General features: G+C 68.4%; 11 protein-coding genes and 15 pseudogenes. 18 read left to right on the top strand and 8 right to left on the bottom strand.

Annotated elements, in window-relative coordinates; genetic code table 11:
• Positions 1–802 (top strand): annotated as a pseudogene (locus tag AD428_RS02165) (HlyD family efflux transporter periplasmic adaptor subunit); the annotation flags it as partial.
• A gap of 10 nt (positions 803–812) precedes the next feature.
• Positions 813–2,416: pseudogene (locus AD428_RS24210) on the top strand (DHA2 family efflux MFS transporter permease subunit).
• Positions 2,417–2,492: 76 nt separating this feature from the next.
• Here the strand turns inward: AD428_RS24210 and AD428_RS27345 are convergent.
• The 4 genes and pseudogenes from AD428_RS27345 to AD428_RS02195 all read right to left on the bottom strand — a co-directional run bounded on the left by AD428_RS27345 (position 2,493) and on the right by AD428_RS02195 (position 6,369).
• Positions 2,493–3,212 carry a hypothetical protein gene (locus tag AD428_RS27345; protein ID WP_160318540.1) on the bottom strand — a complete coding sequence of 240 codons (720 nt, stop codon included), beginning with the start codon at positions 3,210–3,212 and terminating at the stop codon, positions 2,493–2,495.
• Positions 3,197–3,448, bottom strand: a complete 252-nt coding sequence (locus AD428_RS27350; protein WP_160318541.1) for a hypothetical protein — start codon at positions 3,446–3,448, stop codon at positions 3,197–3,199. The genes AD428_RS27345 and AD428_RS27350 overlap by 16 nt, the downstream gene beginning before the upstream one ends.
• A gap of 39 nt (positions 3,449–3,487) precedes the next feature.
• A pseudogene (locus AD428_RS02190) lies at positions 3,488–4,758 on the bottom strand (tartrate dehydrogenase).
• 101 nt (positions 4,759–4,859) lie between these two features.
• Positions 4,860–6,369 (bottom strand): annotated as a pseudogene (locus tag AD428_RS02195) (helicase HerA-like domain-containing protein).
• Between the two features lie 154 nt (positions 6,370–6,523).
• Between AD428_RS02195 and AD428_RS02200 the strand changes: the two are divergent.
• The 7 genes and pseudogenes from AD428_RS02200 (at position 6,524) to AD428_RS02230 (ending at position 11,743) form a co-directional block, all read left to right on the top strand.
• Positions 6,524–7,258 carry a YebC/PmpR family DNA-binding transcriptional regulator gene (locus AD428_RS02200; protein ID WP_053244003.1) on the top strand — a complete coding sequence of 245 codons (735 nt, stop codon included), beginning with the start codon at positions 6,524–6,526 and terminating at the stop codon, positions 7,256–7,258.
• A 109-nt stretch (positions 7,259–7,367) separates the two neighbouring features.
• The gene (gene purD / locus AD428_RS02205; protein WP_053244004.1) at positions 7,368–8,675 is read left to right on the top strand and encodes a phosphoribosylamine--glycine ligase; all 1,308 of its coding nucleotides are present in this window, start codon (positions 7,368–7,370) and stop codon (positions 8,673–8,675) included.
• Positions 8,676–8,688: 13 nt separating this feature from the next.
• Positions 8,689–9,592 (top strand): annotated as a pseudogene (gene hemF, locus AD428_RS02210) (oxygen-dependent coproporphyrinogen oxidase).
• Positions 9,583–10,174 (top strand): annotated as a pseudogene (nadD, locus tag AD428_RS02215) (nicotinate (nicotinamide) nucleotide adenylyltransferase). The pseudogenes hemF and nadD overlap by 10 nt, the downstream one beginning before the upstream one ends.
• Positions 10,175–10,237: 63 nt before the next feature.
• Positions 10,238–10,639, top strand: a complete 402-nt coding sequence (gene rsfS, locus AD428_RS02220) for a ribosome silencing factor (protein ID WP_053244005.1) — start codon at positions 10,238–10,240, stop codon at positions 10,637–10,639.
• 7 nt (positions 10,640–10,646) lie between these two features.
• A pseudogene (gene rlmH, locus AD428_RS02225) lies at positions 10,647–11,118 on the top strand (23S rRNA (pseudouridine(1915)-N(3))-methyltransferase RlmH).
• A 13-nt stretch (positions 11,119–11,131) separates the two neighbouring features.
• A complete protein-coding gene (locus AD428_RS02230; RefSeq protein WP_053244006.1) occupies positions 11,132–11,743 on the top strand; it encodes a Maf family protein in 612 nt (203 codons plus the stop codon).
• Here AD428_RS02230 and AD428_RS02235 read toward each other — a convergent pair.
• Positions 11,695–12,638, bottom strand: a pseudogene (locus tag AD428_RS02235) (LysR substrate-binding domain-containing protein). The gene AD428_RS02230 and the pseudogene AD428_RS02235 sit on opposite strands and share 49 nt — an antisense overlap.
• A 147-nt stretch (positions 12,639–12,785) precedes the next feature.
• On the opposite strand from AD428_RS02235, the gene AD428_RS02240 reads away from it, so the two are divergent.
• The 3 genes and pseudogenes from AD428_RS02240 (at position 12,786) to AD428_RS24215 (ending at position 15,263) form a co-directional block, all read left to right on the top strand.
• Positions 12,786–13,766: a tripartite tricarboxylate transporter substrate binding protein gene (locus AD428_RS02240; protein ID WP_053244007.1), complete on the top strand. Its 981-nt coding sequence runs from the start codon at positions 12,786–12,788 to the stop codon at positions 13,764–13,766.
• A 58-nt stretch (positions 13,767–13,824) separates the two neighbouring features.
• Positions 13,825–14,546, top strand: a pseudogene (locus AD428_RS02245) (PIG-L deacetylase family protein).
• Positions 14,543–15,263, top strand: a pseudogene (locus AD428_RS24215) (4-carboxy-4-hydroxy-2-oxoadipate aldolase/oxaloacetate decarboxylase). The pseudogenes AD428_RS02245 and AD428_RS24215 overlap by 4 nt, the downstream one beginning before the upstream one ends.
• A gap of 54 nt (positions 15,264–15,317) precedes the next feature.
• Here the strand turns inward: AD428_RS24215 and AD428_RS02250 are convergent.
• Positions 15,318–16,658 (bottom strand): annotated as a pseudogene (locus tag AD428_RS02250) (dicarboxylate/amino acid:cation symporter); the annotation flags it as partial.
• Positions 16,659–16,947: 289 nt separating this feature from the next.
• Here AD428_RS02250 and AD428_RS02255 point away from each other — a divergent pair.
• On the top strand, positions 16,948–18,822 hold the full coding sequence (locus tag AD428_RS02255) for a sensor histidine kinase (protein WP_235488819.1): 1,875 nt from the start codon (positions 16,948–16,950) through the stop codon (positions 18,820–18,822).
• An 85-nt stretch (positions 18,823–18,907) separates the two neighbouring features.
• Positions 18,908–19,327 (top strand): annotated as a pseudogene (locus tag AD428_RS24220) (response regulator); the annotation flags it as partial.
• 72 nt (positions 19,328–19,399) lie between these two features.
• On the opposite strand, the pseudogene AD428_RS27355 reads toward AD428_RS24220, so the two are convergent.
• Positions 19,400–19,561 (bottom strand): annotated as a pseudogene (locus AD428_RS27355) (helix-turn-helix domain-containing protein); the annotation flags it as partial.
• A gap of 545 nt (positions 19,562–20,106) precedes the next feature.
• Here AD428_RS27355 and AD428_RS02265 point away from each other — a divergent pair.
• The gene (locus AD428_RS02265; RefSeq protein WP_082308210.1) at positions 20,107–20,904 is read left to right on the top strand and encodes a response regulator transcription factor; all 798 of its coding nucleotides are present in this window, start codon (positions 20,107–20,109) and stop codon (positions 20,902–20,904) included.
• A gap of 135 nt (positions 20,905–21,039) precedes the next feature.
• Here AD428_RS02265 and AD428_RS02270 read toward each other — a convergent pair whose 3' ends face one another.
• The gene (locus tag AD428_RS02270; protein WP_235488861.1) at positions 21,040–21,453 is read right to left on the bottom strand and encodes a helix-turn-helix domain-containing protein; all 414 of its coding nucleotides are present in this window, start codon (positions 21,451–21,453) and stop codon (positions 21,040–21,042) included.
• On the opposite strand from AD428_RS02270, the gene AD428_RS27360 reads away from it, so the two are divergent.
• The 3 genes and pseudogenes from AD428_RS27360 to flgM all read left to right on the top strand — a co-directional run.
• Positions 21,355–21,576, top strand: coding sequence for a hypothetical protein (locus AD428_RS27360; RefSeq protein ID WP_235488870.1), 222 nt, complete (start codon positions 21,355–21,357; stop codon positions 21,574–21,576). The genes AD428_RS02270 and AD428_RS27360 overlap by 99 nt on opposite strands.
• A gap of 144 nt (positions 21,577–21,720) precedes the next feature.
• Positions 21,721–23,206, top strand: a pseudogene (locus AD428_RS02275) (acetyl-CoA hydrolase/transferase family protein); the annotation flags it as partial.
• Between the two features lies 1 nt (position 23,207).
• Positions 23,208–23,453: pseudogene (gene flgM / locus AD428_RS24230) on the top strand (flagellar biosynthesis anti-sigma factor FlgM); the annotation flags it as partial.
• Positions 23,454–23,472: the final 19 nt, after the last annotated feature.

Consider the following 23,472-nt stretch of genomic DNA (forward strand, 5'->3'; position numbering starts at 1 on the left):
ACGCCGCGCGCCGCCAGCAGCTCGCCCGGTCGGGCGGCGTGAGCGGCGAGGAAATCCTGCACGCCCAGGCCGCGCTGAAGAGCGCACAATGCCGGGCTGGCGCAGGCCAAGCGCCCTGGCCGCCGCGCGCGCCAAGCTCGCCACCAACGAGGCGCTGACGCGCGGCACCTCCGTCGAGAACCATCCCGACGTGCGCGAGGCCGCGGCTGGCCTGCGCAACGCCTGGCTGGCGAACTCGCGCACCGTACTGCCCGCTCCCGTCGCAGGCGTGGTGGCGCGCCGCAGCCGCCACCTCGGGCAGCGCGTGGCGCCCGGCACGCCCCTCATGACGGTGGTGCCCCTGGACCAGGTCTGGGTCGAGGCGAACTTCAAGGAAGGCCAGTTGCGCAAGATGCGCGTCGGCCAGCCCGTCACCATGACGGCCGACCTGTACGGCAGCTCGGTCACCTACCACGGCACTGTGGCCGGCCTGGACGCCGGCACCGGCAGCGCCTTCGCCCTGTTGCCGGCCCAAAATGCCACGGGCAACTGGATCAAGGTGGTGCAGCGCGTGCCGGTGCGCATCGCGCTGGACCCCGAAGACCTGAAGAAGCACCCCTTGCGGGTGGGCCTGTCGATGGACGTCGAGGTGAATGTCGGCAAGGACGAAGGCGAGCCCCTGACCGCGGCTGGCCGCAAGGAGCCGGTATGGTCCACGCGCGCCTTCGAGCCGCCGCACGACGAAATCGACGCCCTGGTCAACAAGATCATCCAGGACAACCTGGCCACGGACGACACGGCGGTCGCCCGCGCCAACGGCTGAGGACATTTCCATGAGCACCAGCGCGCAGGCCACGGCGGCTCCCAAGCCGCCCGCCCAGCCGCCCGGCACCTACCCGCCGCTGGAGGGCGCGACCCGCATCATCGGGTCGGTGGCGCTGTCCACGGCGGTCTTCATGAATGTGCTGGACACGTCGATCGCCAACGTGTCCATTCCCACTATCTCGGGCGACCTGGGCGTAAGCACCAGCCAGGGCACCTGGGTCATTACCTCCTTCGCCGTGGCCAACGCCATCACGGTGCCGCTGACGGGCTGGCTCACGCAACGCTTCGGGCAGGTGCGGCTGTTCCTGATGTCCACCTTGCTGTTCGTGCTGGCATCGTGGCTGTGCGGCTTCTCGCCCTCGCTGGAAGCCCTGATCGCATTCCGCGTGCTGCAGGGCGCCGTGGCCGGCCCCATGATCCCGCTCTCGCAGGCGCTGATGCTGGCGAGCTTTCCCAAGGCCAAGGCCGGCATGGCGCTCGCGGTGTGGTCGATGACCACGCTGGTCGCGCCGGTGGCCGGCCCTTTGCTGGGGGGCTGGATTTCCGACAATTACACCTGGCCGTGGATCTTCTACATCAACGTGCCGGTGGGCCTGCTGGCCGCCTGGATCAGCTGGCGCATCTACGGCGAGCGCGAATCCGTCACGCGCAAGCTGCCCATCGACAAAGTGGGCCTGGCGCTGTTGGTGGTCTGGGTGGGCGCGCTGCAGATCATGCTCGACAAGGGCAAGGAACTGGACTGGTTCGCCAGCCCCACCATCATCCTGCTGGCCTGCCTGGCTTTCGTGGCCTTCGTCTTCTTCCTAATATGGGAACTCACGGACGCGCATCCGGTGGTCGACCTGAGGCTTTTCAAGGAACGCAATTTCTCGGTGGGCGCCATCACGCTGGCCGTGGCCTATGGCGTGTTCTTCGGCAACGTAGTGCTGTTGCCGCTCTGGCTGCAGAGCAACATGGGCTATACCGCGACCTACGCCGGCCTGGTAACGGCTCCCGTGGGCTTCCTGGCCATCCTGCTCACGCCCATCGTCGGCAAGATGCTGGCCACGCGCGATCCGCGCCAGCTGGTTACGGTGGCCTTCATGATCTTCGCGCTGGTCTGCTTCATGCGCTCGGGCTTCAATACCCAGACCGACGTGCGCACGCTGATGGTCCCGACCATCATCCAGGGCGCGGCCATGGCGGCGTTTTTCGTGCCGCTCACTTCCATTACGCTTTCCGGCATCGAGCCCTGGCGCATCCCGGCCGCCTCGGGGCTGTCGAACTTCCTGCGCCTTACCGCGGGCGCGTTCGGCACCTCGATCTCCACCACGCTCTGGGAAAACCGCGCCACCCTGCACCATGCGCAGCTCACCGAGGCCGCGCGGCCGGGCCAGCAGGCGTTCGACCAGACGCTGCAGACACTGAACGGGCTGGGCATGTCGCATCACCAGGCGCTCAGCACCATCGACGGCCTCATCAATGCCCAGGCGTTCACGATGTCGGCGGTGGACGTGTTCTACGCCTCCGCGATCATTTTCCTGCTGCTCACCGGCCTGGTCTGGCTGGCCGGCCCAAGTCGGCGCGCAGCGGCGGAGGCGGCGCGGCGGAAGCGGCCGCCGGGGCGCACTGAACGGGCTCCGCCGTTCCTCTCCCGCAAAAGGGCATCCTCTCGGGGATGCCCTTTTGCTTCGGGGCGCCAGCCCGCCTCAGTCCTTGAGGAAGGTCTGCCAGTCCAGCCTTTCCATGATGTCGCGCGGCAGCGCGCTGACGGGCGAGAGGTTGAACACCGACACGCCGCGCGCGCGCCACAGCTCCGACGCGAACCGGAACGAGGGCTCGATCAGGTTGGCGAACTTGCGGCCCAGCCGGCTGGTCTGCGGGTTTTTCTCTTCGTAGAAGCGCAGCCCGTTCTGGGTCGTCAGGTCGAGCCCGTGCACGTACGCCTTGCGCACGCCGTTGGACACCAGCACCTGCAGCGCCGCGTAGGCCACGGTGTCCGCATCGAAGATGCCCAGCGACACGTCGAAGCTGTAGCCCAGGCCGCGCTTGGCGTCCAGCAACTGCACGTCGGGCGTGGCCGCGGCCATGCGCTTGAGCACCGCCGGCGCGGCGGTGCGTTCGTAGGCGCGCGCGGAAATCAGCTCGATAATGCAGATGCGGCAGCGGATGTCTTCCTGCGGGATGCCCTGCATGATGTAGCGCAGCACTTCGGGCATCACGTACAGCGTCAGGTCGCGCGACACGATCTCCCGCACCAGGTCGATGCGGTTGCGCACGAAGTTCTGGTCGATGATGCAGTAGTACTTGAACGGCAGATCGAACTTGCGGGCCAGCGCGATCGCGCCGTTCACCCCCATGGCCACCTTGATGTCCATGCGGTCGTAGGGAATCTCGGCCACCGAGGGGCCGCTCAGGATGAGATGCACCTCCTGGTCGGCCGGATCGAACCCGGCGACAGGGGAGTAATCGGAAACGAGCGGCCAAAGGCCTTGTAGGCGCTGATCGCGCCGGTGTGGTCGCGCCAGATGCGCACGAACGGCCACAGGTGCTGGTTGTGCCGCTGGGTGCGCGAACGCAACAAGCGGAACAGCTTGCGCACAAAACGGTCGGCCCGTCCCCCGCCCACGCGGACGGGAGGAGAGGAAATTACAGAATCGTCCATCTAAACCTAGCTTTCGCCAGCAAAACGCGCACTCGCCCGTCAGGCGGCGGCAACCCGCGCGGCAATGGCGTCGCCCACTTCGGCGGTCGACGCGCTGCCCTTCATGTCGCGCGTGCGGAGCCCTTCGGCCAGCACCGCTTCGATGGCCCGGACCACCGCCGCGCTGGCGTCGGGATAACCCAGGAAATCGAGCATGAGCGCCCCGCTCCAGATCTGGCCGATGGGATTGGCGATCCCCTTGCCGTAGATGTCGGGCGCGAGCCATGCACGGGTTCGAACAAAGAAGGAAACTTGCGGTCCGGATTGAGGTTGGCCGACGGCGCGATGCCGATGGTGCCGGTGCATGCCGGCCCCAGATCCGACAGGATATCCCCGAACAGATTGGAAGCCACCACGACGTCGAACCAGTCGGGATGCTGCACGAAATGGGCGCAGAGAATATCGATGTGGTATTTGTCCCAGCGGACATCCGGATAGTTCCCCGCCATCTCGGCCACGCGCTCGTCCCACCACGGCATCGAAATCGAAATGCCGTTCGACTTGGTGGCGGCGGTGACGTGCTTGCCGCGCTTGCGGGCCAGTTCAAAGGCGAATTTCAGCACCCGGTCGGCGCCCACGCGCGTGAACACGCTTTCCTGGATGACCACTTCGCGCTCGGTGCCGGCGAACAGGCGCCCGCCGCTGTTGGAATACTCGCCCTCGGTATTCTCGCGGACGATGAAGAAGTCGATCTCGCCCGGCTGCCGGCCGGCCAGCGGCGACGGCACGCCCGGCATCAGGCGCACCGGCCGCAGGTTGATGTACTGGTCGAATTCGCGGCGGAACTTGAACAGCGACCCCCACAGGGCCTCGTGGTCGGGCACCGTCTCGGGCCAGCCGATGGCGCCGAAGAAAATGGCCTCGTGGCCGCCGATCTGCCGCTGCCAGTCGTCCGGCATCATCTTGCCGTGGCGCGCGTAGTAGTCGCAGCTCCAGTCGAAATGGTCCCACTGGAAATCGATGCCGAAACGGGCGGCCGCCGCATCGAGCACTTTCAGTCCCTCCGGCACGACTTCCTTGCCGATCCCGTCGCCGGGAATCACCGCGATCTTGTGCTTTGTTGCCACTGTGCTTCCTTTTTGTGTCATCGAAATCCCGCGCCCGGATGCGCCGTTCGCCGTCCGCGGCGCACGCGCCCCTGGCGGCCCGCCCTGGGCGGAGCCGACGGCAGCCGCAATGCGACCCGGTGCACGGGAATTTCCGTGGGAACCGTTCCCGCCGGCGGCCGGAAGCCGCCGCGATGCGGCGGACAGAACCTGGACGCGCCACATGCGGGGAACGTTTTGCTGTTATTTCGTCTTAGCCCTGGATGATAGGCATAAAGGTCCGCGACGGACACCCCTGTTTACAAATATGGCTGCTGCAGCGTGTTTCAGCGGCGCCGCGACCCCAGCAGCGAGCCCAGCACGCCGCGCACCAGCTCGCGCGCGATAGAGCGCGCCGTGCTCTTGGCCACGCTCTGGACCACGCCATCGCGCTTGCCGCCGCGCGGCCCCCGTGGAACCGAACAGCACTTCGTTCAGGCCGTCCATGAAGCCCCCCGCCTTGGGATTCGTCCCCCCTGCGCAGGCTTGCCCGCCCCCGGACTGGCCGCCGGCGCCGAGGCCCCGGCCGGCCCAGCCACCTCGTAGGCCGACTCGCGATCCCACGGCCTGCTCGTACTTGGCCGCCAGCGGGCTGCCCTTGCGCAGCGCCTGCCGCTCGGCATCGGTCGCGGGGCCGATGCGGCTGGCGGGAGGCAGGATCCAGGCGCGCTGGGTGGGCACGGGGCGGCCCTTGGCGTCCAGGAAAGACACCAGCGCCTCGCCTACGCCCAGCTCGGTAATGGCGGCCTCGATGTCCAGCCCCGGATTGGGGCGCATGGTCTGGGCCGCGGTCTTGACGGCTTTCTGGTCGCGCGGCGTGAACGCGCGCAGCGCGTGCTGCACGCGGTTGCCCAGTTGCCCCAGGACAGTATCGGGAATGTCCAGCGGATTCTGCGTGACGAAATACACGCCCACTCCCTTGGAGCGCACCAGCCGCACCACCTGCTCGATCTTGGTCAGCAGCGCGGGCGGGGCGTCGTTGAACAGCAGGTGCGCCTCGTCGAAGAAGAAAACCAGCTTGGGCTGTTCCAGGTCGCCGACCTCGGGCAGCTTTTCATAGAGATCGGCCAGCAGCCACAGCAGGAAAATCGCATAGAGGCGCGGCGCCTGCATGAGCTTGTCGGCGGCCAGCACGTTGACCATGCCCCTGCCCTGCGCATCGGTGCGCATGAGATCCGCCACGTCGAGCATGGGCTCGCCCAGGAAACTGTCGGCGCCCTGGGATTCCAGGGCGAGCAGGGCGCGCTGGATCGCCCCCACGCTGGCGGCCGATACGTTGCCGTAGCGGGTCTTGAGCTCGGCGGCCCGGTCGGAGACGTTCTGCAGCATGGCGCGCAGGTCTTTGAGGTCCAGCAGAAGCTGGCCCTCGTCGTCGGCCACCCGGAACACCAGGGTGAGCACGCCTTCCTGGGTGTCGTTCAGTTCCAGGATGCGCGAGAGCAGCAGCGGGCCCATGTCACTGATGGTGGCGCGCACCGGCAGCCCCTGCTCGCCGAAGACGTCCCAGGGCGTCATGGGGCTGGCCGCCCAGGCCGGTTCGGACAGGCCCAGCGTGCGCAGGCGTTCAACCAGCTTGGGGCCGGCCGCGCCGGCCTGGGAAATGCCGGTCAGGTCGCCTTTCACGTCCGCCATGAACACGGGGGTGCCGATGCGGGAGAAGGCCTCGGCCATGACCTGCAGCGTGACCGTCTTGCCGGTGCCGGTCGCGCCGGTGATGCAGCCGTGGCGGTTGGCCAGCGCGGGAAGCAGCGCCAGATCGCCCTGGGCGTTCCTGGCAATGACGAGGGGATCGGGCATGTAGGACTCCAGCCGGAAAATCGGGACGTCCAAGTTTAGAGCCTGGAAACGGGCTTGTGTGCGTGGCGCGAAGGACACAGCGGCCCGGCGGCCGGACGCCGCGGCCATGGGCAGGCTAAAATGCCGCCTTTGAAGACCAATTTAGTGGGAAGCCATGGCCGGACACAGCAAATGGGCCAATATCCAGCACCGCAAAGGACGCCAAGATGCCAAGCGGGGCAAGCTCTGGACCAAGATCATTCGTGAAATCACCGTGGCGGCGCGCGCCGGCGGCCCCGACCCCGACAGCAACCCGCGCCTGCGCATGGCCTGGGACAAGGCCACCGACGCCAACATGCCCAAGGACAACATCCAGCGCGCGATCCAGCGCGGGGCGGGCGGCGCCGACGGCGACAACTACGAGGAAGTGCGCTACGAGGGCTACGGCATCGGCGGCGCGGCCGTCATCGTCGATTGCATGACCGACAACCGCACCCGCACCGTGGCCGAAGTCCGCCACGCGTTCTCCAAGAACGGCGGCAACCTCGGCCAGGAAGGCTCCGTGGCCTTCATGTTCAAGCACTGCGGCCAGTTCCTCTTCGCCCCCGGCACCTCCGAGGACAAGGTCATGGAAGCGGCCCTCGAAGCCGGCGCCGAAGACGTCGCCACCGACGAGGAAGGCGTCGTCGAGGTCATTTGCGCGCCGGCCGATTTCGCCGCCGTGCGCCAGGCCTTCGACGCCGCCGGCCTGAAGGCCGAGGTCGAGGGCATCATCATGAAGGCGCTGAACGAAACCGAGCTTTCCGGCGAAGATGCCGTCAAGATGCAAAAACTGCTCGACGCCCTGGAAAGCCTGGACGACGTGCAGGAAGTCTATACCAACGTTGTTTTCGACGAAGCGCAGCAGTAATCCCGCTGGCGGCCGCCGGGCGCCGCACGGCCCGGCGGCCGCAGCAGGCGGCGCCCGGCGCCGCCGCCTTTTCCACGGCTAGCGTGGCAACCTTCAGAATCTCGCAACAATGAAACTCCTCGTAATTGGCTCGGGCGGCCGCGAACATGCCCTCGCCTGGCGTCTGGCCCGCTCTCCGCGCGTACACAAGGTGTACGTCGCGCCGGGCAACGGCGGCACGCAACGGGCCGAGCAGATGGAAAACATCGCGCTCACCAGTGCCGAGGAGCTGGCCGACTTCGCCCAGCGTGAAGGCATCGCCCTGACCGTCGTCGGCCCCGAGGCGCCGCTGGCCGCCGGCGTGGTCGATGTCTTCCGCGCCCGGGGGCTCAAGATCTTCGGCCCAACCAAGGCGGCCGCCCAGCTCGAAAGCTCCAAGGACTATGCCAAGGCCTTCATGGTGCGCCACGGCATCCCCACGGCCCGCTACGAAACCTTCACCGATCCCGCCAAGGCGCATGCCTACGTCGACCAGGAAGGCGCGCCCATCGTCATCAAGGCCGACGGCCTGGCGGCGGGCAAGGGCGTGGTCGTGGCGGCCACCCTCGAAGAAGCCCACGCGGCCATCGACGCCATGCTGGGAGACGGCTCCCTGGGCCAGGCCGGCGCGCGCGTGGTCATCGAAGAATGCCTGGTGGGCGAAGAAGCCAGCTTCATCGTCATGTGCGACGGCCGCAACGTGCTGGCCCTGGCCACCAGCCAGGACCACAAGCGCCTGCAGGACGGCGACCAGGGCCCCAATACCGGCGGCATGGGCGCCTATTCGCCGGCGCCCATCGTCACGCCCGAGCTGCACCACCGCATCATGCGCGAAATCATCCTGCCCACCGTGCAGGGCATGGCGCGCGACGGCATTCCCTACACCGGCTTCCTGTACGCCGGCCTCATGATCGCGCCCGGCGACGACCCCGACCGCGCCATCAAGACGCTGGAATTCAACTGCCGCATGGGCGACCCCGAAACCCAGCCCATCATGATGCGCGTGAAAAGCGATCTGCTCGACGTGCTGGAACACGCCGTCGAAGGCACGCTCGACCAGGCCGACATCGTCTGGGACCGCCGCACGGCCCTGGGCGTGGTGCTGGCCGCCCACAACTACCCGGGCACGCCCCGCACGGGCGACCTCATCCGGGGCCTGCCGGCCGACGCCGAAGACTGCATGGTGTTCCACGCCGCCACGCGGGTGGACGAAGAAGGCATCAAAACCAGCGGCGGCCGCGTCCTGTGCGTCACGGCGCTGGGCGACTCCGTGAAAATGGCCCGCGACCGCGTCTACGAAGCCATCGACGGCATCCATTTCGACGGCCGCCAGTACCGCAGCGACATCGGCTGGCGCGCGCTCAAGCCCTCGCAGCAGAAATCCAAGACCCACGCCTGACCCGGACACGCCGATGACCCTGCCCGTTGCTTCCGTGCGCGCCTACCTCACCGGCCTGCTTCGCCATCGTGCAGGCGCTGGAGGCGCCGAAGGCGCGCTTTCGCGCCGACGAATGGACCCGCCCCGAGGGCGGGGGCGGCCTGTCCCGGCTGCTGGAAGGCGGGCGACTCTTCGAGCGGGCCGGGGTCCTGTTCAGCCACGTACAGGGCGCCAAACTGCCGCCCTCGGCCAGCGCGCACCGGCCCGAGCTGGCGGGCCGCTCCTGGGAGGCCATGGGGGTGTCCATGGTGCTGCACCCGCGCAATCCCTACGTTCCCACCACGCACATGAACGTGCGCATGTTCGTGGCGGCCGCGCGCCCCGGACACGACAAGGCCGACGTGTTCTGGTTCGGCGGCGGCCTGGACCTCACCCCCTATTACCCGTTCGAGGAAGACGCCCGGCATTTCCATGCCGTCTGCCGCGACGCGCTGGCGCCGCACGGGGCCGATTACTACCCCCGCTACAAGCGCTGGTGCGACGAGTACTTCTTCCTCAAGCACCGCAACGAAACCCGGGGCGTGGGCGGCGTCTTCTACGACGACCTGAACGCACCGGGCTTCGACGCCTCGTTCGCCCTCACCCGCTCGGTGGGCGACGCTTTCCTGCCGGCCTATATGCCCATCGTGGAACGCCGCCGCTCGCTGCCTTACGGCGAACGCGAACGCGACTTCCAGGCCTACCGCCGCGGCCGCTACGTCGAATTCAACCTGGTGTTCGACCGCGGCACGCTGTTCGGCCTGCAGTCGGGCGGGCGTACCGAATCCATCCTGCTGTCCATGCCGCCGATGGCGCAGTGGCGCTACGACTGGCAGCCCGAGGCCGGCACGCCGGAAGCGGAGCTTGCGGCCTACCTCAAGCCGCGGGACTGGGTGTGAAGCGCGTCGGCCTGCTGGGGGGCAGCTTCGACCCCGTGCACGTGGCGCACGTCGCGCTGCGCGGCACGGCGCTGCAGGCGCTGCGCCTGTCCGAAGTGCAGCTCATCCCGGCGGCCAACCCCTGGCAGCGCGCGGCCCTGCACGCCGCGCCGGCGCACCGCTGCGCATGCTGGAGCTGGCGTCGAGGGCGAATGCGGCCTGGTCGTGAACCCCATCGAGATCGAGCGCGGCGGCGCCACCTACACCATCGACACGCTGCGGGCCCTGCCCGAAGGGCCGCGCTACGTGTGGCTGCTGGGCGCCGACCAGCTCTTGAATTTCTGCACCTGGCGCGACTGGCGGGAAATCGCGCGGCGGGTGGACCTGGCCGTGGCGACCCGGCCGGGCTCCTCCCTGGCGCCGCCGCCCGAACTGGCCGCCTGGCTGGCGCAGACCGGGCACGGGCTGGAGGCCCTGCCATTTGCGCCCATGGCGGTGTCCGCCTCGCAGATACGCCGGAAGCTGGCGGCGGGCGAATCGACCCGCGGCCTGCTGGCCGAACCCGTCGCCGCCTATATTGCGGCGCACCACCTGTACCGTTAACCGCGCGCAAGCCCCGCTTGCGCCGCCTTCCCGCGGGTTTTCCGCGGGTTATCATTCGCAGCTATGGATATACAAAAACTCCAACGCGCCGTCATCGACGCGCTCGAAGACGTCAAGGCGCAAGACATCAAGGTGTTCAACACCACGCACCTGACCAGCCTTTTCGACCGCGTGATCATCGCGAGCGCCACCTCCAACCGCCAGACGCGCGCCCTGGCCTCCAGCGTGGCCGACCGCGGCCGCGACCTGAAGATCCCCGGCATCACCATCGAAGGCGAAGACACCGGCGAATGGGTCGTGGTCGACCTGGGCGACGTGGTCGTGCACATCATGCAGCCGGCCATCCGCCAGTATTACAACCTCGAGGAAATCTGGGGCGGCAAGCCGGTGCGCGTGAAGCTGCTGCCGGAATCCACCCGCGTGCCGCCTCCCGGGCTCGGCCCGCAACCCGGCGCCGAAGACTGAGCCCGCCGTGAAACTGCTCGTCGTGGCCGTGGGCACGCGCATGCCGGACTGGGTCGAGACGGCCTGGAACGATTACGCCAAGCGCCTGCCGCCGGACTGCGCGCTCGAACTGCGCGAAATCAAGCCGGAGTCCCGCACCAGCGGCAAGACGCCGGCGCAGATGATGGCCGCCGAGGCCAGGCGGATCGAAGCCGCCCTGCCGGCCGGCGCCGCTGCGCATCGCGCTGGACGAGCGGGGCCGCGATCTCACCACCATGGCTCTGTCGCAAAAACTCGAGCAGTGGCGCGCCGGCGGCCAGGACGTGGCTTTCCTGGTCGGCGGCCCCGACGGCCTGGACGCCGGCCTCAAGGCGTCGTGCTCGGGCATGCTGCGTCTTTCCTCGCTCACCCTGCCCCATCCCATGGTGCGGGTCGTGCTGGCCGAGCAGCTTTATCGCGCCTGGGCCATTCTCACCAACCACCCCTATCACCGGGCCTGACGCCCGGCACGCCATGACCCGCCCCGCCGCTCCCCGCCTGTACCTGGCCTCCGGCAGCCCCCGCCGCCGAGAACTGCTCACCCAGCTCGGACTGGCTCACGAGGTGCTGCGCGTGCCGGCCCCGCCGGGCGAAGACGAGCCGCAACTGCCGGGCGAGGCGGCGGCCGATTACGTGCGCCGCACGGCGCGCGAGAAGGCCGAGCGCGGCGTGGCCTGGATGCGCGACCAGGAACTGCCGGAACTGCCGCTGCTGGCGGCCGACACTACCGTCATCCTGCGCGGCGCGGTGCTGGGCAAGCCGGCCGATCGCGACGACGCGCTGCGCATCCTGGCCGCGCTTTCCGGAACCGAGCACGAGGTCCATACGGCCGTGGCGCTGGCGCACGCCGGACGCCTCCACGAGGCCGTCTCCATCACCACCGTACGCATGCGCGAACTCTCGCAGGCGGAGCGCGAACGCTATTGCGACAGCGGCGAACCCTACGGCAAGGCCGGCGCCTACGGCATCCAGGGCCTGGGCGGCGTCTTCGTCAGCCATATCGCCGGCAGCTATACCGGCGTCATGGGCCTGCCGGTCTACGAAACCGCGCAGCTGCTGGGTTCGGCGGGCATCGAACTCCCCTGAGCGCCTGCCTCGCGCTCGACGGTTTCCACGAAGCGCCGCAGCAGCGGCGCGACGTCCCCGCGCCGGTAGGCCAGGATCAGGCGGCTGACCGCGTCCGGCGTATCCAGGCGGCGATACACCACACCGGGGATGCCCGTGCGCGCATAGGTTTCCGGCAGCACCGAAACGCCCATCCCCGCCGCCACCAGCCCCACGATGGTGCGCCTTCGCGCGCTTCCTGCATCAGGCGCGGCGCAAAGCCCGCCCGGCTGGTGAGCGCGGTGACGTGCTCGAACAAGCCGCAGCCCAGCCCGCGCGGAAACAGGATGAAGGACTCGTCGGCCAACGCGGTCACGGGCAAAGGCTCCTGCGCGCGCGCCAGGCGGTGCCAGGCCGGCAGCACGGCCACCAGGCGATCCGCCCATAGATCCAACGTGACAATGCCGGGCGGCGGGCAGAATTGCGGCGAGGGCCGCAGAAACCCCACACTGATGTCCTTGTCCGCCAGCGCGTGCAGCTGCTGCCCGGTGGACATGTGGATGAGATCCGCCCGCGCCGCGGGATGGCGCTCCCGAAACGCCTGCACCAGCCGCGGAAAGGCGTCCACCATGGGCACCGAGGCCGTGAACGCGATGCGGATCTCGCCCGCGTCGCCCTGCGCCGCCAGGCGCACCACCTCGCCCGCGCGATCCAGATGGCCCAGCGCATGGCGCGCCTGTTCCAGAAACAGCGCGCCCGCCTCGGTCAGCGCCACGTTGCGCTTGTTGCGCGCCAGCAGCACCGCGCCCAGCTCTTCTTCCAGCGCCTTGATCTGCAGGCTGAGCGGCGGCTGGCTCACGTGCAGGCGCCTGGCCGCCGCGCTGAAACTCAGTTCTTCGGCAACAGCGACGAAATAACGCAATTGGCGGAAATCCATGCGGGCTCCTGCGGGGGCTGGGATGGCGGACTCAAGCTTCTTATTTTGAAGCCAAATAAATCGGCCTCAGAAAAAGTATTGGACAGTATTAGTACTGAATCCGCAACATGCCGGTACACGCACATCAGAACCGCACAGGAGACAACCATGTTCAATCTGCCCCGCATGCTCGGCCGCGCCGCGGCTTCGCTCTGCCTGGCCGCGGCCCTGCCGGCCGCCCATGCCGCGGACGGCTTCCCCGCCAAACCCATCCGCATCGTCGTGCCCTACGCCGCGGGCGGCGGGGTGGACATCGTGACCCGCCTGGTCACGCAGAAGATGTCGGAAGCGCTCAAGCAGACCATCATCGTGGACAACCGTCCCGGCGCCGCCACCAATATCGGCATGGAAAACGTGGCGCGCTCCCAGCCCGACGGCTACACCCTGCTCACCGCTTCCAACACGCTGGCCAGCAACGGCGCCCTTTTCTCCAAGCTGGCTTTCGACCCCGCCAAAGACTTCGCGCCCGTGGGCGCCATCGGCTATGCGCCCCTGGTGGTCGTGGTGCGCGCCGATTCGCCCTACCGTTCGCTGCAAGACCTGGCGAAAGACGCCCAGGCCCACCCCGACAGGCTGACCTACGCCTCCGCCGGCAACGGCAGCTCGGGCCACCTGGCCAGCGAAATCCTCAAGTCCGAAGGCCACTTCAAGGCGCTGCACATTCCCTACAAGGGAGGTTCGCCCGCCATCACCGACCTGCTGGGCGGACGCATCACCTTCATGTCGATCAATCCGCTCGAGGTCGTCCCGCACGTGCAGTCCGGCAAGCTGCGCGCACTGGCGGTGCTCAACCCGCATCCCACGGCGCTGATGCCCGATCTCCCCACGGCGGCTTCCCAGAATCTGCCCGGCGCCAACGCCACGGTGTGGTGGGGCCTCGTCGGCCCGGCCGGCATGCCCGCGCCCGTGGTCGCCAAGCTCAACCAGGCCCTGCAGGCCGCGCTGGCCGACCCCGGCGTCGAGAAGCGCATGGCCGAAATGGGCGCCACTGTCACGCCGGGCTCGGCGCAGGACTTCGGCGCCTTTGTGGCCAGCGAAACCATGAAATGGACCAAAGTCATCAAGGAGGCCGGCATCCGCGCCGATTGACGGCGCGCCCCGGCTTCGCCAGGCGTCTCGCGGCGCCTCTCTCTTTCAGGACCAGCGCATGAGCACTCCCACTTCCAACGGCCTGATCGTCAGCGCCCACTCCGCCGATTTCGTCTGGCGCGCCGGCGGCGCCATCGCCCTGTACGCCAGGCGGGGCTGGAACATGACCGTAGTCTGCCTCTCTTTCGGCGAACGCGGCGAATCGGCCAAGCTGTGGCGCGAGCCCGGCATGACGCTGGAGCGCGTCAAGGCCGCGCGCCGCGAAGAGGCCGCGCGCGCCGCCACATCCTCGGCGCTTCGGTGCGCTTCCTGGATTGCGGCGACTATCCGCTGCGCGTGAGCGACGACGCCCTGTTCCAGCTCGTGGACATCTACCGCGAGCTGCGCCCGGCTTTCGTGCTGACGCACTCGCTCAAGGATCCCTATAACTTCGACCACCCGCTGGCCACGCACGTCGCCCAGGAAGCGCGCGTGATCGCGCAGGCGCACGGGCATAACCCGTCGCAGCCCGTGCTCGGCGCGCCGCCGGTATTCCTGTTCGAACCGCACCAGCCGGAGCAATGCGACTGGAAACCGGAAGTGCTGCTCGACATCTCCGAGGTGTGGGACGTCAAGCGCCGAGCGTTCGAATCCATGTCGGCGCAGGAACATCTTTGGGAGTACTACACCCGTGTGGCCCTGCAGCGCGGCGTGCAGGCCTCGCGCAATTCGGACCTGAAGATCTCCCACGCCGAAGGCTACCAGCGCGTCTTCCCGCAAGTGACGGGAGCGTTCGCATGAGCGCCGGCCGTCCTGCGGGCCCGCGCCACGTTGCCGTGCGCAACATTCCGCGCCCGGACGCCGAGGCGGTGCGGCGCCTGGAAGCCGCGGGCGTGGCGACGGTGCACGAAGCCCAGGGCCGCACCGGTCTGCTGCACCCCCTCGCTGCGCCCCCGTGTGGCCGGGCGCGACCGCAGCCGGCCCGGCCGTCACCGTGCTTGCCCAGCCCGGCGACAACTGGATGCTGCACGTGGCCGTCGAGCTCTGCCAGCCCGGCGACGTGCTGGTCGTGGCCTGCGCTACCGATAATCACGACGGCATGTTCGGGGAGCTGCTCGCCACCTCGCTGAAGGCGCGCGGGGTCCGCGGCCTGGTGATCGACGCCGGCTGCGCGACGTGCGGGCCCTGCAGGCCATGGGGTTTCCGGTGTGGGCCAAGGCCGTCTGCGCCCGGGGCACCGTCAAGGCGACGCCGGGCAGCGTCAATGTGCCGGTCGTCTGCGGCGGCGCGTTGGTCGAACCCGGCGACGTCGTGGTGGCGGACGAGGACGGCGTCGTGGTGGTGCCGCGCCGCCACGCTGGCGCCGCCGCCGATGCCAGCGACGCCCGCCTGTCGCGCGAAGCCATTACGCGCCAGCGGCTGAGCGCGGGAGAACTGGGCCTGGACATCTACGGCATGCGCGAAAAACTGCGGGCCGCGGGCCTCGTGTACGTGGACAGCGCGGCGGACCTGCACTGAAGCCATGCCCTCCGCATGAAAAAGCCGGGCTCGACCCGGCTTTTTTGCTTCAGGCGCGGCGCGGCTCGGCGGCAAGCCGGGCTGCGGCGCCTCGGGCGCGGGATGGGCCGCGGCCCCGTCGTTCAGGGCGGCGTTCAGTTGGTCGCGATCCAGCTCGCCCTCCCAGCGCGCCACCACAATGGACGCGGTGGCATTGCCCACCAGGTTGGTCAGCGCGCGGCACTCGGACATGAAGCGGTCCACGCCCAGGATCAGCGCCATGCCCGCCACGGGCACCGACGGCACCACGGACAGCGTGGCGGCCAGGGTGATGAAGCCCGCGCCCGTCACGCCGGCGGCGCCCTTGGAGCTCAGCATCGCAACCAGCAGCAGCAGGATCTGGTCGCCCAGCGTCAGCGGAATATCGCAGGCCTGCGCAATGAAAAGCGCCGCCATCGTCATGTAGATGTTAGTGCCGTCCAGGTTGAACGAGTATCCCGTGGGCACGACCAGGCCGACCACGGACTTGGAACACCCGGCGCGCTCCATCTTCTGCATCAGCGTGGGCAGGGCCGCTTCCGACGAACTGGTGCCCAGCACCAGCAGCAGCTCTTCGCGGATATAGCGCACCAGCTTCAGGATGGAGAAACCGTTGTAGCGCGCCACCATCCCCAGCACCACCACCACGAACAGCACGGACGTGGCGTAGAACGTGCCCACCAGCATGGCCAGGTTGATGACCGACTTGATGCCGTACTTGCCGATGGTAAAGGCCATGGCGCCGAACGCGCCGATGGGCGCCGCCTTCATCAGGATGGCCACGAGCTTGAACACGGGCTGCGCCAGGGCGGTCAGGAAATCCAGCACCGGCTTGGCCCGCTCGCCCACCATGGCCAGCGCGATGCCGAACAGCACGGCCACGAACAGCACCTGCAGGATGTCGCCGCTGACGAACGGGCTGAAAATCGTGGAGGGAATGACGTTGAGCAGAAAGCCCGTCACGGTGGAGTCGTGCGCCTTGCTGACATAGCCGGCGACGGCCTTCTGGTCCAGCGTGTTCGGATCGATGTGCATGCCCGCGCCGGGCTGCACAATGTGGCTCACCACCATGCCCACGACCAGCGCCAGCGTCGAAAACACCAGGAAATACAGCATGGCCTTGCCGGCCACGCGGCCCACCTTTTTCAGGTCGCTCATGGCGGCGATGCCGGTGGACACCGTCAGGAAAATGACCGGAGCGATGATCATCTTCACCAGCTTGATGAAACCGTCGCCCAGGGGTTTCATGGCCTCGCCGAGATCGGGCTTGAAATACCCCAGCAGCATGCCGACCACAATGGCGAACAGCACCTGCACGTACAGGATTTGATAGAGCTTGAGCTTGCGCGCAGGCGCGCCGTGATCCACGTCGATCATTGGGATTTGTCCCCACCAGGGCCCCGGCGCCGGCCGGCTTGCCTGGCCGGGGCTGGAGCGTTATCTCTTTTATGGCTCACCGGGAAATGCCCGGAGCCGGCTTCGCCGCCTGGCGGCGGCTTGGCAAGAGGGTATGCAAAGACCATGCCAGGCCGCCTGAACGCCGGGGCCTTTTCCAAACCCTTGTTTTCCCGGGATTTTTCCGACACTCGCTCCCTCCGCCTCAGGCATTTCGGCGAAATTTCGCACACATCCAGAGTAGAATGTGCGGAAACTCGCACACATCTCTATGACGCCACCCCGCTTTTCCCAGCCAGCAGGCCGGCCCCGTCCCGGCGCGGGCGCGTGGCTCGCCCGGCTGGCGCTGGCCGCGCTGCTCCTGTCCGCCGCCGGCGTCGCCCTGCGGCTCGCTACCGAGTGGGCTCGCGCGGGCGCCGTGAAGGAAATCGCCGCCCAAGCGCGCAGCGCCGGCCAGCTCAACGCCGCCCTGCTGCGCAACAACCTGGACAAATTCCGCACGCTGCCCTTCGTGCTGGCTCGCGACGAGGCCTTGCGCGCTACGCTGCGCAACCCGCAGCCCGCGCAAATCCTGACGCTGGACGAGAAGCTGGACGCCCTGAGCCGCGGCGTCAGCGCCTCGGCCATCTACGTTCTCGACCACACCGGCTACGCCATCGCAGCCAGCAACTGGAGGGAGCCGGCCACCTTCGCGGGCGTGGATTACCAGTTCCGCCCCTATTTCAAGAACGCCGCGACGCACGGCTATGCCGAACACTTCGCCCTGGGCACCGTCAGTCATGAAGCCGGCCTGTACCTCGCGCGGCGGGTCGACGACGCGCGGGGCGCCATGCTGGGCGTAGTCGTGCTGAAGGTCGATTTCCGCGCGCTCGAGGCGGACTGGCGGCAATCCAGCGCGCCCATTTTCGTCACGGACGAGCACGGCATCGTGCTCCTGGGCAGCAACCCGGCATGGCGCTTCTCCGTGCTGGAGCCGCTGCCTCCGGACCTGGCCCGGGGCCTGCGGGCAAGCCTGCAGTTCGGCGACGCGCCTTTTCTCGCGCTGCCGTTCAGCCCGCTTCTACGCCCGGAAAGCGCGGCGCAGCTCGTCAATACCCATGCCCCCTTGCCGCCGCACATTTCCGTCGGCGCGCCCCTGCTGCACACCACGGTCCCCATTACGGAATCGCCTGACTGGACGCTGCATCTGCTGACCCCGGTGGAATCGGCCGTGAACCGCACCACCGCCAACGCGCAGCTCGGCGTCCTCCTGGCGCTGGCCGTGCTCGGCACGGCCAGCGGCATTGCCGTGTACCGGCGGCACCTGCATCGCACCCGCGCCTCGGAGCAAGCCGCCATCCAGCGGCAGCTCACGGCCCAGGTCGAAGAACGCACCGCCCAGCTCAGGGAAACCAATGAGCGCCTGGTCGCCGAAATGGATGAACGCCAGCGCGCCACCGCGCAGTTGCACACCATGCAGGACGAACTCGTGCAGGCCAGCAAGCTGGCGCTCCTGGGGCAGATATCCGCCGGCGTCGCGCATGAAATCAACCAGCCCGTGGCCGCGATACGGGCCTACGCCGACAACGCGCGCGAGTTCCTCGCGCGCCGCGACATGGCAACGGCCAGCGAAAACCTCGAAGCCATCGCCTCGCTCACCGAACGCATCGGCAACATTACCGGCGAGCTGCGCGCCTTCTCGCGTAAAGCCGGCGACAGCCTCGAGCCCACCAGCCTCAACCAGACGCTCGAAGGCGCCCTGCTGCTGGTCGGGCCGCGCGCGCGCCGCCAGAACGTGGCGCTGCCGCGCCCGCTCGAGCGCGACTTCCTGGTGCAGGCACACCCCTTGAGGCTCGAACAGGTGCTAGTCAACCTGCTGCAGAACGCCCTGGAGGCCATGGAGAACCGACCGTCCGGCGGCATCGGCCTGGCCGTGCGCGAAGACCAGAACGCCGTCCGCCTCTACGTAGGCGACGACGGCCCCGGGCTGACGGCCGAAGCCCGCGGTCGGCTCTTCATTCCCTTTCTCACCACCAAGCCCGAAGGACTGGGCCTCGGGCTCGTCATCTCGCGCGACATGCCGCCGAGTTCTGCGGCGAACTGCGCGCGGCCGAGCCCGGCGAGCCCTTGCCCGCCGGCCTGCCGGGCGGCGCCGTATTCGACCTGACGCTGCGCAAGCGCAATCCGGCGCTGCGGGCTCGAACGGCGCATAGCGCCCCGCCGCCCGCTCCTCTTTCTGTCTGGATATCCGCATGACCCGTCCCGCACCGCCATCCAATCCGCCCGCCAACCGCGGCGACACCCCTTCCCTGCCGGCAAGCCCGCCCCGCGTCGTCTTCATCGACGACGACGAGGATCTGCGCCGCGCCAATGTCCAGACGCTCAAGCTGCACGGCATCGCCGTCGACGCCTATGCCGGCGCGCGCCCGGCCCTGCCTGCATTGACGCCGGAGTTCGACGGCGTGGTGGTCACGGACCTCCGCATGCCCGACATCGACGGCTTGCAGCTGTTTCAGCGGCTCCGGGACATCGATCCCGAGATCCCCGTCATTCTCATCACCGGCCATGGCGACATTCCCACCGCCGTACAGTGCATGCGCGACGGTGCCTATGATTTCCTCGCCAAGCCCTATGCGGCCGACCGCCTGGTCACCGCCATCACGCATGCCGCCTTCCTGCATCGGGCCTTCTCCGGTGCTGAGCCAGGCCGGGCTGACGCGCAGCGCGCGCGTCAGCTTGATGAGGGCGTCGCTCGACGGCTGCCGGCGCTGCCCGCTTTCGTAATTGCCGATGGCGCTTTGCGAGAGTCTGCTGGCGGCCGCCAGGTCTTTTTGCGTCCATCCCTGGCGCATTCTCGCGGCGCGCAAACGCTGGCTGAACGTTTCTACTCGATCGACTCGAGACATTTGTGCTTTGGTTCTTGGGTTCAATCCGGAATGTCCGGCCCCCCCGCATGCCGCTGGCGGGCGCCAAAGTTTAGGCTGGTTTGGCCCGCGGATAGCGGGAAACAATGTATCGGCGGCCTGCCTCGCCGGGGACGGAACGGCGGAATAAAACAGCGCTCAATGGGGTTTAGCCGTGGCCGGCGCGGAATGTCTGTTACCGCAAGAAACCGAAGAAACGTATCTTCACAAATAAACACAGCCGTGTTTCAATAATCACGGACGTGAAATTCAGACGATGCCGCGCCCGCCGCGCCACCCTGCCTGCCGATATCGTGCATACGGCCTACAGCCCGGACGGCGAGATCCGCGCTCGCCCCATCGAGCCGTCCGCACTCGAACAACATCGCCAGGCGCCGCGCCCGCCGCCTGCGCGACGCCAAAGGAAGCATGACGCACCACACATACGGCCCCTCCTGTCCGCCTGCGCGGGCGGGAACCGTTTGCCCCGGTCCGGCGCGCGCCCTTCATCCATCCGAAGCCCGGCATGGCGCCAAGGAAGGCACCGAATGAACAACCTGCTGGATGTTCTTCTGCTCGGCAACAACGAAGACCGGCATGCCAGGCTGGCCGACACGCTGTCCCGGCTGGGCTTCAGCATCCGCGTCAGCCCGGATCTCCCCTCCTTCTACGAGAATTATTTCCGGCAGCCCAGCCCGCTCGTGGTGCTGAACGCGCCGCTGCCCGACATCCACAATGCCGCCGTGCGCCTGCGCGCCTCCGATCGCGGCGTGGGCATCGTGGCCGTTGCCGCCTTTCCCGATTCCGACAGCCGCGTGCGCACACTGCTTTGCGGCGCGGACGCCTGTCTCGCGGCCGACGTGGACGGCCTGGAACTGGCGGCCGCCCTGCAGGCGCTGCTGCGCCGCGGCGCCAGCCCAGATGCGGGCGAAGCGGCCGCCGAAGCGAAAGACGAAGGCCAGGCCGCCGGCCCCTGGCGCCTGGCCAACAAGGGCTGGACCCTGGTCGCGCCGTCGGGCCACGAATTGGGCCTCACCACGGGCGAGCGCGATTTCCTGTGCCGCCTGGCGCGTGCTCCCGACCGCAAGGTCAGCCGCGACGCGTTTGGCGAGCACGCCGAAGACGGCGACGCCCCGGGCACGCGCCTGCGCTTCCTGGACGTCATGGTCAGCCGGCTGCGGCGCAAGGCCGCCGCGCACGCGATGATGCTGCCGATACGGGCCGTGCACGGATGGGGGTACATGTTCGCCGCCGACATCGTGCTCATGCCCGGCCGGCGCAAGCCGCCAACGAAGCCAGCACGCACCAGGAAAAAAGACCGCCGGCGCAGCGTCGCCCGGCCGTGAAGAACGGGTGAGCGCCGGGCGCGCGCGCCCGCCCGGGGCCGGGTCAGTCCGCGCTCAGCATTTCGCTGACCAGCGCCACGTGCGCCCGCTGGCGGGCCGGCAGATTCACTCTCTCGGGTTCGCCCAGCATCGTCATCACCAAGGGCGTGCACCAGCGGAGACAGCAGCAGCCAGGGATGCGCCGCCACGACGCCGTTGCCGCACAGGCCGCGCCGGCGCGCGCCCTCGATCAGCCGGCTGACGTCGCGCTGCTGCGCGTCCGGCGGCCGCCCTGCGCCAGCGCGCCGCCAGGTGCGGCACCTGCCGCTTCGGCCAGCAGCAGCCGCAGCATGCAGGCGATGTCGGGGCGCGCGAGGCTGGCGTACAGGTGCGACACGATGCGCTCGGCCAGCTCCTGCCGGGTGGCCGCGCCGTCGAGCAGCGCGTCCACGTCCAGCGGCGCGGGATGAGATGGCGGACGAGCAGGGCCTCGAACATTTCCTCCTTGCTGGAAAAATGCGCGTACACGCCGCCCTTGGAAAGGCCGGCCCGCTGCGCGATGGCGTCCATGCGGGCGCCGGCATAGCCCGACGCCGAGAACTCCAGCAGCGCCGCATCCAGTATCTGCCCGATCCGCACGGACGACGGCAGCCGCCGCCGCTGCATCTCCATAATGTTTCCCTTTGGCGTTGAGTCTTTCGGCCATTAGAAACCGACCCGCCGGTCGCTAACTTGACCTGCGTCAAGGAAAAACACGCTGCGGTGCGGAATAATGAAGCCATCGTAAGGGCCGCGGCGCCCGACCGCTAGCCGCCGGCCTCGTATTGGAGACACCCCATGCATACCGACCGCATCCGCCATCCCGGCCTGCAAGACCGCATCACCAGCGCCGAACAGGCTGCCCTGCTCGTCAGGAACGGCATGACCGTGGGCATGAGCGGCTTCACTCGCGCCGGAGATTGCAAGTCCGTGCCGGCGGCCATCGCCAGCCGGGCCGAGCGCGAGCCCTTGTCCATGACGCTGATCACTGGCGCCTCGCTGGGCCACGACACCGACAAGCTGCTGGCGCAGGCCAATGCGCTCGCCCGCCGCATGCCGTTCCAGGTGGACACCACGCTGCGCCGCAAGATCAACGAAGGCGGCGTGGCGTTCATCGACCAGCACCTGTCCGAGACGGCCGAACTGCTGCGGGCCGGCCACATCGGGCCCGTGGATATCGCCATCATCGAGGCCGCCGCCATTACGGAAAGCGGAGCCATCGTGCCCACCATGTCGGTGGGCAACTCCGCATCCTTCGTCCAGCAGGCGCGGCAGGTCATCGTCGAACTCAACCTGAGCGTGCCGGCCGGCATCGAAGGGCTGCACGACATCTACGTGCCCGCGGACCGCCCCGGCCGCGAGCCGATTCCGCTCACGGCGGTGGACCAGCGCATCGGCACGCCGTATATCGAAGTGGATCCGGCCCGCATCGCGGCCATCGTCGTCACGCAGGAGCCCGACAGCCCGTCCAACGCTTTGCCGCCGGACGAGGAAACCAACGCCATCGCGAATCACATCAACACGTTCCTGCGCGCCGAAGTGGCCGCGGGGCGGCTGGGCAGCTCGCTGCTGCCGCTGCAGGCTGGCATAGGCACCATCGCCAATGCCGTGCTGCACGGATTCGCGGACTCGGATTTCGAGCGGCTGGCGATGTACTCGGAGGTGCTGCAGGACAGCGCCATCGAACTGCTGGACCAGGGCAAGCTCGCCTTCGCCTCGGCGTCTTCCATCACGGTGTCCCGGCCCGTGTACGAGAAAATCCTCGCCAATATCGAGCACTACCGCGAGCGCATCGTGCTGCGCCCGCAGGAAATCAGCAATGCCCCCGAACTGGTGCGCCGCCTGGGCATCATCGCCATCAACACCGCGCTGGAGTTCGATATCTACGGCAACGTGAACTCCACCCACGTGGGCGGCACCCACATGATGAACGGCATCGGCGGCTCCGGCGATTTTGCGCGCAACGCGCACCTGGCCATCTTCGTGTCCAAGTCCATCGCCAAGAACGGCGACATCTCCAGCGTCGTGCCCATGGTGTCGCACGTGGATCACACCGAGCATGACGTGGACGTGCTGGTCACCGAGTGCGGGCTGGCCGACCTGCGCGGCCTGGCGCCGCGCGAACGGGCGCGCGCCATCATCCGCCACTGTGTGCATCCCGCATACCGCGACGCGCTCGAAGACTACTTCGATGCGCCTGCGGCGCGGCGGGCAGACGCCGCACCTGCTCGAAGAGGCGTTCTCCTGGCACCAGCGGTTCGGCGAGACGGGCTCCATGCTGCCCGCGCGCCGAATCCGCGCTAGCCCAGGCCTATGGCGCCGGCGGCGCCGGCTCCACCGGGTCAGGCAGTTCCCAAGTCGCGCTGAGCTCCGCGTCCCGCAAGCTGCTGGCCCTGCAGGACGGCGCCAACGACATCAACGTCGAGCGCGTCGCCGCCATCCGCGAGGCCATCGCCTCGGGCCAGCTCAAGATCGACACCAGCCGCATCGCCGACGGCCTCATCGCCAGCGCCCGCGATCTGCTGAAATAGGCCGCTGCCGCCAACCGAC

The sequence above is a fragment of the Achromobacter sp. DMS1 genome (assembly GCF_001270295.1).